The following is a 9541-nucleotide window of genomic DNA, read 5'->3' as shown; positions in this document are numbered from 1 at the left end:
CAAAAAACCCCTTGAAGCTAGCTTCAAGGGATTAAATAAAATCTTGTAAAATTGTCAACCTATTTTAGGACGACTCAAAGTTAAAAGAAAATTATTTTGCTTTCAACCAGTTTTCTCGTTTTAATAAGGCTTTTTTACTTGGTTTCGAAAATTGAGTGATCACCACCTCAGGATCAACACCAAATCTTATCAAAGCTTTTTTCTCTTCTCCAAGTCTTCTGTATATAAATGTTGCCTTTTTTCCTGGTTTGTATTTACTAATGACATCGTTAAAAGTACCAAGGTCAGAGAATGATTTGTTGTCTATAGCAACGATCACATCTCCTTTAGCGATACCTGCAGTATATGCTGGTGTTCCTTTTTTTACATATTTAGAAACTACGGCGTTATCATTGTCATCAAAAGTAACATCTACCCCTAAATAGGCTTTCTTAGCATTAGTTTTAGGATATATCGCTACAGAACCTAATAGTTTTTTAAAATCCGGAATCTGACTGTCGAAAATATACTTTTCAAAGAAATCATCAGCAAAAGATTCTCCTGCATATTCTCTTAAGGTAAAGAATAGATTTTCTATAGTATACGGAATTTCTGTTTTTCCATATTTTGTCCAGACAAGTTTTAGGTAGTCATCCAAGTTAAGATCGTCTTTATCTCTAAGAGAAAGATCTAAAGCTAATCCAAGCATACTTCCATAAGAATAATAGGATACAAATGTGTTTTCTCTATTGGTTGGGTCCATAGAAGTTGCAGCATCTACAAAAGGAGCCTGATAACTCATTTCTATTGGATTGAAATATTGAAGTGCAGGAGAGTTCCATACATAATTATAGGTCTTACTTAAGCTATCAATATACTGGTCCGGAGTGATAATACCTGCTCTACATAAAATTAAATTGGTATAATAACTTGTAAATCCTTCTGCAAACCAAAGTTCACCAGACATGTTTACATTTTCAAAATCAAAAGGTTCTAAGGAAATTGGACGAATTCGCTCCACATTCCAAGCATGAAAAAACTCATGAGCTACTGTACCTATGTTTTTTTCCATACCTCCATCTGCTAGGCTTCTAGTGCTAGTTAAGATTGTAGAGTTACGATGTTCCATTCCGTCACCCGAAACAGTAGGCATGTAGCTGGCAATAAAAGTGTATTCTCCATAATCAAAATTCGGATAATCTCCATAGATAGCTTTTGTTTGTTCTACGATTTTTTTTATTTGTTCAAAGTATTGATCAGCTTCCTCTTCTGTGCCCGGATGTAGGAGTGCTAATTTTATAGTGTATTCAGTCCCGGCAGCTGGTACTTTAAATTCTTTGACTGTATGATTGCTAATTCCAGCAGGGCTATCCATAAAATATTGTAGGTTAGGTGCTAGGAATTTGTTTCCTCCTAATGGGATTAGTTGGGTAGCAACTTTCCAGTTTAGATCCTCTCTTACCAAATAAGTTACTTCTATTGGCCTATCTTTTAATGTAGGGATATACATAAAGGTAGCGGGCATATTAAGATGCGCATGTGTCTCGTTTATCTGTGAGTATGTGCCATCAGCACGATCGGCAAATAAGGTGTATGACAGGTTTATGGTGCCATCATGTCCAGAAACATCCCATTGGTAAGGATTAGGTCTAGTTACGGTGACATCTTTACCTTTACTGTCGGTTATTTTGACATTATAAACATTTTTAGCAAATTCATGAAGCGCGTATCTTCCCGGCGATGTTCTACTCATTCTTAACGAAATAGTGCCACTTTCTAAATTAGTAAATTTAGCGCTGATCTCAGCTTCATGATGTACAGCATTATCAAAAGAAATTTGGTATTCATTTCTTACTTGAGAATAGCCGAAAGAAATACAGAATAGAAATAAAAGTAAAAAGAAAAATCTAAAAGACTTCATTAAAAGAGTTTTTGGTTAAAAGATACATGCGTTTAAATGCGGCAAAAATAATACAAATTATTGCCAATGTTAGGTGGGAAGTTTTAAATATATCTGGGGCTCTGAAAATAAATAAATCATGATAATTTATTCAAAAACAGATGTCAAAAATACAACAAACTCTTAACTGCACAAATTAAAGGCACGAAAATTGAATAGGATAAGATAAAACGAATCACAAGATTTTCTTAATTTTTGAAGGTTATAAAAATATATGTTAATTATTGTTTAATAAATAGCTGTAAAAGTTAAACAGTTTTGTAAATTTGAATGAAAAATAAATTTTAATTTGAAAATGGATGAGTATATATGCTTTTATATTTTCAACAAACACTATAAAATTTAAATGAAAATAGGAGTAGAAACATTGATAGAGACAAATGGACATGGTCTAAATGGGTTTTCCATTGATGAAATTGGAGATGATCATATCAGTACAGGTATGGAAACTCCAATGAAAGAAGATGCTTTTGATATTACAGATGAAGAGAAGAAAGAAAAGATCTCTTATTTGTTTCGGGAGATAATGGAGGTAATGGGATTAGATCTTACTGATGACTCGTTGCGAGGTACTCCTGATCGTGTTGCTAAAATGTATATAGAAGAAATTTTCTCAGGTTTAGATCCTAAAAACAAACCAAAAGTAGCGCTGTTTGATAATAAATATAAATATGAGCAAATGCTCGTAGAAAAGAATATTACTTTTTATTCTAATTGTGAACATCATTTTGTTCCTATTATAGGAACGGCTCATGTTGCATATATTTCTTCAGGAAAAGTTATTGGTTTATCAAAATTAAATAGAATTGTTCAGTATTATGCAAAAAGACCGCAAGTACAGGAACGTCTTACAAATCAAATAGCTATGGAGCTAAGAGAAGTTTTACAAACTGAAGACGTCGCTGTAATTATTGATGCAAAACACCTTTGTGTTTCTTCTAGAGGGGTAAAAGATGATACCTCTGCAACAGTAACAACGTATTATGGAGGTGCATTTAATAGTCCAGAGAAAATAGCAGAGCTTCAGAATTATTTAAATAACTAATCAGGTTTAAAATTCGGTTTTATAACTATCCATATGCATTATACAAAGGAACAAATTAAGAAAATGGAGCGCGTAAAGCGTTTAAAAATAATTAATGCTGTATCCGGAATCAAACCTGCAAATCTAATTGGTACTATAAATAATGATGGCGTAAGTAATGTGGCTATTTTTAGTTCAGTAGTGCATTTAGGGAGTGATCCTGCGTTAATGGGTTTTATTATGAGGCCCGTTGGTGATGTTCCCAGACACACCTATGATAATATTCTGCAGAATAACTGTTATACGATTAACCATGTGCATAAGTCTTTTGTAAAAAAAGCACATTATACTTCGGCAAAATTGGATAGTAAAGAATCAGAATTTGACAGATGTGGTTTAACAGAAGAATTTATTAATGATTTTGAGGCTCCTTTCGTAAAGGAAAGTAATCTAAAAATTGGTTTGCGGTTTGTGGAATCTATTGATATAGCTATTAATGGGACTATTTTAATGATAGGAGAAATAGATCATCTAATACTACCAGAGGAGATATTTCAACATAACGATGACCTTGATTTAAGTAGTATGGATACTGTTGGTATTTCTGGGTTGAATTCCTATTACAGCCTAAATAAAATAGAAGAGTTTCCTTATGTAAGAGTATCCGAAATGCCAGATTTTAATTAAATGAATCTTCTCGAAATTCAGTTGTTGTTAGATTTTGGGTTAGTAATTCTTATATGGATTGTACAGTTAATAGTTTATCCTAGTTTTAAATACTACAATATTAATAATCTTGTTAATTGGCATAGGATTTACGCCTTCAGAATTGGTATGATCGTTATGCCTCTAATGTTGGGGCAAATTGTGACCAGCTTTATCAGGTTGCTAGGACCTTATTCTTTGCTAAATATTTTCCATATACTGTTAGTGGCATTAGTGTGGTTTTCTACTTTTTTTCAATTTGTGCCAATGCACAATCAAATTGCTGATAATACAGGCAATGATGAGGTAATAGTTAAGTTGATTAGAAACAACTGGCTCAGAACAGTTGTGTGGACATGCATATTCATTTGTACGCTCTTTCAATCTCTGAAATAAGGTTAATCGGTTTTTTCAAACATTTCCTTATATCCTGTTAAAGTTGTATTCTGATTATTTTTTTGTTTAAGTATTTTGTAATTTTATTAAACAAAATATTTATATGAAAAAATCTCATCTCCCAACAAAAAATTGTAAGGTCTGTGAAAGGCCATTTACATGGAGAAAGAAATGGGAAAAAGTATGGGAAGAGGTGCAATATTGTAGTGTGCGTTGTAGAAATAATAGAAATAAAGTAAAAGGTTAAAAAACAAAAGGAATACATGAAACGAACAGGTTTGGTTTGGTTTAGAAATGATTTAAGAGTTTTTGATAACACCTCCTTGTATAAAGCTACTAATGAAAATGATCGTGTAATCGGCATCTTTTGTTTTGATCCACGATTATTCGAGGTGGGTCAATTCGGATTCAAGAAATCTGGAAAGTATCGCGCGAAGTTTCTTATTGAGTCGGTGAATGATTTACGAGAAAATCTACTCAAAAAAAATATTTCCCTTTTAGTTTATACGAAGAAACCTGAGGATGTAATTCCTAATTTAATTGAAGATTATGAGGTAAATACAATCTATAGCCAAGAAGAGTGGACAACAGAAGAAACAGATACATACAAAACGGTAAGGAATGCAACGAAAAGTCAAGATATAGATTGGGTAACTTCTTACGATCAGTTTTTATTTGATCCACAGGATATCCCTTTTGATATTCAGGCAGTCCCCAAAGTGTTTACTGTCTTTAGAAAAAAATGTGAAAAATATGTACAGGTTGCAAGTGAAGTTGATATTTCAGGATTAGAACCAGATAATTTAATAGAAAATGAAACCAAGATACCCGTTTTGGAGGATCTAGGATTCAAAACTTTTGAGGTTGACTCAAGAACGGCATTTCCTTTCCTTGGAGGAGAAAGCGCAGTATTAAAAAGGATACAATCCTATTTTTGGAAAACCCATAAGCTTTCATATTACAAGAAAACTAGAAACGGTTTATTGGGAACTGATTATAGTTCTAAACTTTCCGCATGGTTAGCTAATGGTTCTATTTCCGCGCGTACTATTTATCATCGGGTGCGTGATTATGAGAAAGAGATCGAAAAGAATCAAAGTACGTATTGGCTGATTTTTGAATTGATTTGGAGAGATTTTTTCAAGTATGTGTCCCTAAAACATGGTAATGATTTGTTTAAGAGAAACGGCATACTCCATAAAGAATATTCTTGGTCTCAAAATCAAGAGAAGATTGAGCAATGGATTCAGGGTGAAACTAAAGAGCCTTTTGTAAATGCAAATATGATCGAACTTTTACATACGGGATGGATGAGCAATCGAGGGAGGCAAAACGTAGCTTCTTATTTTGCAAAAGAATTACAATTAGATTGGAGAATAGGAGCTTCTTATTTTGAATCTTCCTTAATAGATTATGATGTGCATAGTAACTACGGAAACTGGCAATATGTGGCAGGAGTAGGTAATGACCCCAGAGATCGAAAATTTAATATCCAACTCCAATCCGAACGTTACGATCCACAACAAAAATTTCAAAATCTTTGGCTTCAACCTACATTATTCTAACCTATGATATTACGATTACTACTTGGCGACCAGTTAAATTACGAGCATTCTTGGTACAAAGAAGCTGTGCAAGATGATGTTTGCTACTTTATGGCAGAAATGAGACAAGAAACCGATTACACCAAACATCATATTCAAAAAGTTGTTGGTTTTTTTAGTAGTATGCGAAACTTTTCTTCTTGGCTAGAAGAACAAGGGAAACAGGTGGTTTATTACCAGCTAGATCATGAAAAAAATAAACAAGACTTAGTTGGTAACTTAGAGCAGATAATGAAGGATAATGGGATCACTAAATTCGAATATCAACTCCCTGACGAGTATCGACTGGATATGCAGTTAAAAGAGTTTTGTGAAACTCTATCCATAGAGTTTGAGGTATTTGATACGGAACACTTTTTGACTTCCAGAACTGATTTTGCTAACTTTTTTGAAGGTAAAAAGCAGTATATCATGGAATATTTTTATCGTGATATGCGCAAGAAATATGATATCATGATGCTTACCAAAAAAGACCCAGAAGGCGGTAAATGGAACTTTGATCATAGTAATAGAAAAAAATGGAATGGAAAACCGGAAATACCTAGTCAGAAAGATTTCAAAAAAGATGTAAGTAAGATTGTCGAACTAATTCATGATTGTGAAGTTAGTACTATTGGAAATATTGACCCGAAACAGTTTAATTGGCCAACTTCCAGGAAAGAATGTCTTTCGTTACTTACCTATTTCTGCGAAAACTTATTAGTGTATTTCGGAGACTATCAGGATGCAATGCATGTAGAAGAAAAATACTTATTTCATAGTAGGTTATCTTTTGCAATGAATAGCAAAATGTTACATCCAATGGAAGTAATTACTAAAGTCATTGAATATTGGAGAGATAGACAAGATGAAATTGATATATCGCAAGTCGAAGGGTTTGTAAGGCAGATTTTAGGTTGGCGAGAATATATGAGAGGAATGTATTGGAGTCAAATGCCAGCCTACAAAAACCTAAACGAACTTCAGAATGCAAATAAGCTCCCTGATTTTTATTGGACAGCGAATACCAAAATGAATTGTTTACGTTCTGCCATTCAGCAAAGTTTAGATGACTCGTATGCACATCATATTCAGCGATTAATGATTACGGGAAACTATGCCTTATTAACCATGATCGATCCAGATGAAGTGGATCAATGGTATCTAGGAATTTATATAGATGCTATCGAGTGGGTAGAGATTACGAATACTCGGGGAATGAGTCAATTCGCAGATGGAGGTTTGGTCGCAACCAAACCTTATGTATCCAGTGGTAGTTATATCAATAAAATGAGTAACTATTGTAAATCGTGCGAGTATAAAGTATCTAAGAAACATGAAGATGATGCGTGTCCTTTTAACGCTTTATACTGGAATTTTTTAGATGAGAAGCAAGGATATTTCAAAAATAACCAGCGAATGTCCATGATGTTGAATCTCTTGCATAAAATGGATAAAGAAAAGCTACACAAATTAAAAGCCAGGGCTAATCATATAATAGCAAATCCTGATGAGTACTAATAAAGAACATGTAAATATAGTTTGGTTTAAACGAGATCTTAGATTACAAGATAACGAGGCAGTTTATAACGCAATTGCGACGGATTCGCCAACGTTGTTGTTGTATGTTTTTGAGAATTCTTTAAAAGAAGATAAACACTATAGTCAACGTCATTGGAACTTTATTAAACAGTCTATAGTTGATCTGAATACACAGTTAAAAGTATATGATACAAAAGTCCTATGTGTTTCTTCTGAAGTTATTCATACAATCGGAACACTACAACAATTTTGGAAAATAGATCAGGTGTTTTCTCATAAAGAAACTGGAATAAGAAAGACGTATGAAAGAGATAAAGCATTTTCGAGATTTTGTAAAAACAATTTGATTCAATGGGTGGAAAATAACAATAATGGTATTCATAGAGGTCTTAAAAACAGAGAGAGTTGGAGAGACGATTGTGAGCATTACATGAATCAATCTCAATTTGAATTTAATCCGAAACCTGATAGTTTTATTTCATTAGAAAAAATAGGTGAATTAGAGAAAGTTTTTCATATCGAGAACCTAGATACGGTACCAGATACTAATTTTCAACAAGGAGGTACCAATAAAGCATATCAATACTTAGTTTCTTTTTTTAAAGGAAGGTATAAGAATTATAGCTTTCATATTTCGAAACCAGAATTAGCTCGTAAAGGTTGTAGTAGGTTATCCCCATATTTGGCTTGGGGGAACTTATCTATTCGACAGGTATGGCAATATGCTATTCAACAACGAGCCACATCTGATAGTAAAAAACAAATAGATGCCTTTACTTCCAGATTACAATGGCAAGTTCATTTTGTACAAAAATTTGAGATGGAAGATATCATGGAGTTCGAAAGTATTAATAAAGGATATCGGAAATTAAAAAAACAAATATCAGAAGAATACAAAGCTGCCTGGAAGGAGGGAAGGACAGGTTATCCTCTTGTAGATGCTTGTATGAGATGTTTAAAGGAAACTGGGTATATAAATTTTAGAATGCGTGCGTTGGTAGTGTCTTTTTTTACGCATAATCTTTGGCAACCATGGCAAGAGGCGAGTGCTCACTTATCCAGTATGTTTTTAGATTTTGAACCAGGTATTCATTTTCCTCAGCTTCAGATGCAGGCTGGAGAAACGGGAATTAATACGCTTAGGATTTACAATCCCATAAAAAATAGTATTGACCATGATCCAGAAGGTGTTTTTATAAAAAAATGGGTTCCAGAGTTGAGCAATTTGCCAATTGCTTATATACATGAACCTTATAAAATGCCACCACTAGAACAGCAATTTCATGATTTCGAATTAGGAAAAGATTACCCATATCCTATTGTCGAAATGAATAGTACTAGGAAAAGAGCGAGCGATACACTCTGGAAAATGCGAGATGATGCATTGGTGAAAAGAGAAGGATATCGAATCCTAAAAAAACATACATTACCGAACAGAAAAATTTAACAGTAGATGCAAAAAGAATTATCCATACGTGATATTGACAGAATCATAGAAATGGCTTGGGAAGATAGGACACCATTTGATGCAATCCTTATGCAATTTGGATTAAAAGAGCAAGAAGTAATTAATCTAATGCGAAGAGAAATGAAACCTTCGAGCTTTAGAATGTGGAGAAAAAGGGTACAAGGAAGAAAAACAAAGCATTCAAAAAAACGTACTTTTGAAGAAGGTAGATTTAAATGTTCTCGCCAGAAACAAATTACACATAACAAAATTTCAAAAAGGAACTAATGAGCAATAAGAAACCAGACCAAGTAGTATATAATGAAGATGAAGAAAGGTATGATGCTGCCTTAAAACCTTATGCTACGGATGTAGGAGCACCGTCAATTACCATTCCAGATACGGTTGCTTGGAAAAATACAAACGTACACAAGGTAAATAAGCAGGTAAAGGCAAAATACGATGAGCTAAAAGCACAGTATGATGTATTGATGGAGCAATTTGAGTATAACAATTTAGTGTATAACGCTAAGTTTACTTTTGAACCTATCGTGGGAGAAACGTATCATCTATATCGTAATTCTAATGAAGAACCCTTTTTGTCTATTATTGCTCCAACGGAGTGTAGCTTTGATCATCTAGGCACTTTTAGATTAAATGCCGATAAAATGTGGGAGCGGTTGTAATCAATTGCATGAATTACTGTATTCTCTTTTTCTTTTGGAAAAAAAAACCATTAAATGAATATTAAGCATATTATCTTCTCTTGGGTAGTCGCTAGCTTTTAATCCACTTTTGTTGTTGATGTTTTCGCGTGTATTAGATTTACTTATTTTTCGGTATTATGTTGTTTTCCTTTTTTTTGACACCCTTCTTTTTACGTACGACTATAAGTTTCAAATGAA

9 protein-coding genes are annotated in these 9541 nt (G+C 33.4%); 8 read left to right on the top strand and 1 reads right to left on the bottom strand.

Annotated features, from left to right (window positions below):
* Nucleotides 1-91: 91 nt before the first annotated feature.
* Complete coding sequence (locus Q1B37_RS20225; RefSeq protein WP_299901803.1) at nucleotides 92-1900, bottom strand: PDZ domain-containing protein; 1809 nt, start codon at nucleotides 1898-1900, stop codon at nucleotides 92-94.
* Nucleotides 1901-2285: 385 nt separating this feature from the next.
* Between Q1B37_RS20225 and folE the strand changes: the two genes are divergently transcribed.
* The 8 genes from folE to Q1B37_RS20185 all read left to right on the top strand — a co-directional run bounded on the left by folE (nucleotide 2286) and on the right by Q1B37_RS20185 (nucleotide 9322).
* Nucleotides 2286-2984: a GTP cyclohydrolase I FolE gene (gene folE, locus Q1B37_RS20220; RefSeq protein WP_299600238.1), complete on the top strand. Its 699-nt coding sequence runs from the start codon at nucleotides 2286-2288 to the stop codon at nucleotides 2982-2984.
* 63 nt (nucleotides 2985-3047) lie between these two features.
* Nucleotides 3048-3650, top strand: coding sequence for a flavin reductase (locus Q1B37_RS20215; RefSeq protein ID WP_299901800.1), 603 nt, complete (start codon nucleotides 3048-3050; stop codon nucleotides 3648-3650).
* A gap of 517 nt (nucleotides 3651-4167) precedes the next feature.
* Nucleotides 4168-4311: a DUF2256 domain-containing protein gene (locus Q1B37_RS20210; RefSeq protein WP_299901798.1), complete on the top strand. Its 144-nt coding sequence runs from the start codon at nucleotides 4168-4170 to the stop codon at nucleotides 4309-4311.
* A gap of 16 nt (nucleotides 4312-4327) precedes the next feature.
* On the top strand, nucleotides 4328-5629 hold the full coding sequence (locus Q1B37_RS20205; RefSeq protein ID WP_299901795.1) for a DASH family cryptochrome: 1302 nt from the start codon (nucleotides 4328-4330) through the stop codon (nucleotides 5627-5629).
* A gap of 3 nt (nucleotides 5630-5632) precedes the next feature.
* Complete coding sequence (locus Q1B37_RS20200; RefSeq protein ID WP_299901792.1) at nucleotides 5633-7168, top strand: cryptochrome/photolyase family protein; 1536 nt, start codon at nucleotides 5633-5635, stop codon at nucleotides 7166-7168.
* The gene (locus Q1B37_RS20195) at nucleotides 7158-8636 is read left to right on the top strand and encodes a cryptochrome/deoxyribodipyrimidine photo-lyase family protein (protein ID WP_299901789.1); all 1479 of its coding nucleotides are present in this window, start codon (nucleotides 7158-7160) and stop codon (nucleotides 8634-8636) included. Before Q1B37_RS20200 ends, Q1B37_RS20195 begins: the two co-directional genes overlap by 11 nt.
* Before the next feature lie 6 nt (nucleotides 8637-8642).
* Nucleotides 8643-8924 carry a TIGR03643 family protein gene (locus Q1B37_RS20190; protein WP_299600253.1) on the top strand — a complete coding sequence of 94 codons (282 nt, stop codon included), beginning with the start codon at nucleotides 8643-8645 and terminating at the stop codon, nucleotides 8922-8924.
* Entirely contained in the window at nucleotides 8924-9322 is a 399-nt protein-coding gene (locus Q1B37_RS20185) for a DUF2452 domain-containing protein (RefSeq protein WP_299901786.1), read from the top strand. The genes Q1B37_RS20190 and Q1B37_RS20185 overlap by 1 nt, the downstream gene beginning before the upstream one ends.
* The last annotated feature ends 219 nt before the right edge of the window (nucleotides 9323-9541 follow it).

This window comes from uncultured Aquimarina sp. (genome assembly GCF_947492965.1).
GTDB lineage: Bacteria > Bacteroidota > Bacteroidia > Flavobacteriales > Flavobacteriaceae > Aquimarina.
The sequence above is the reverse complement of the archived record's forward strand: the minus strand, read 5'-3'. Positions and strand labels throughout refer to the sequence as shown.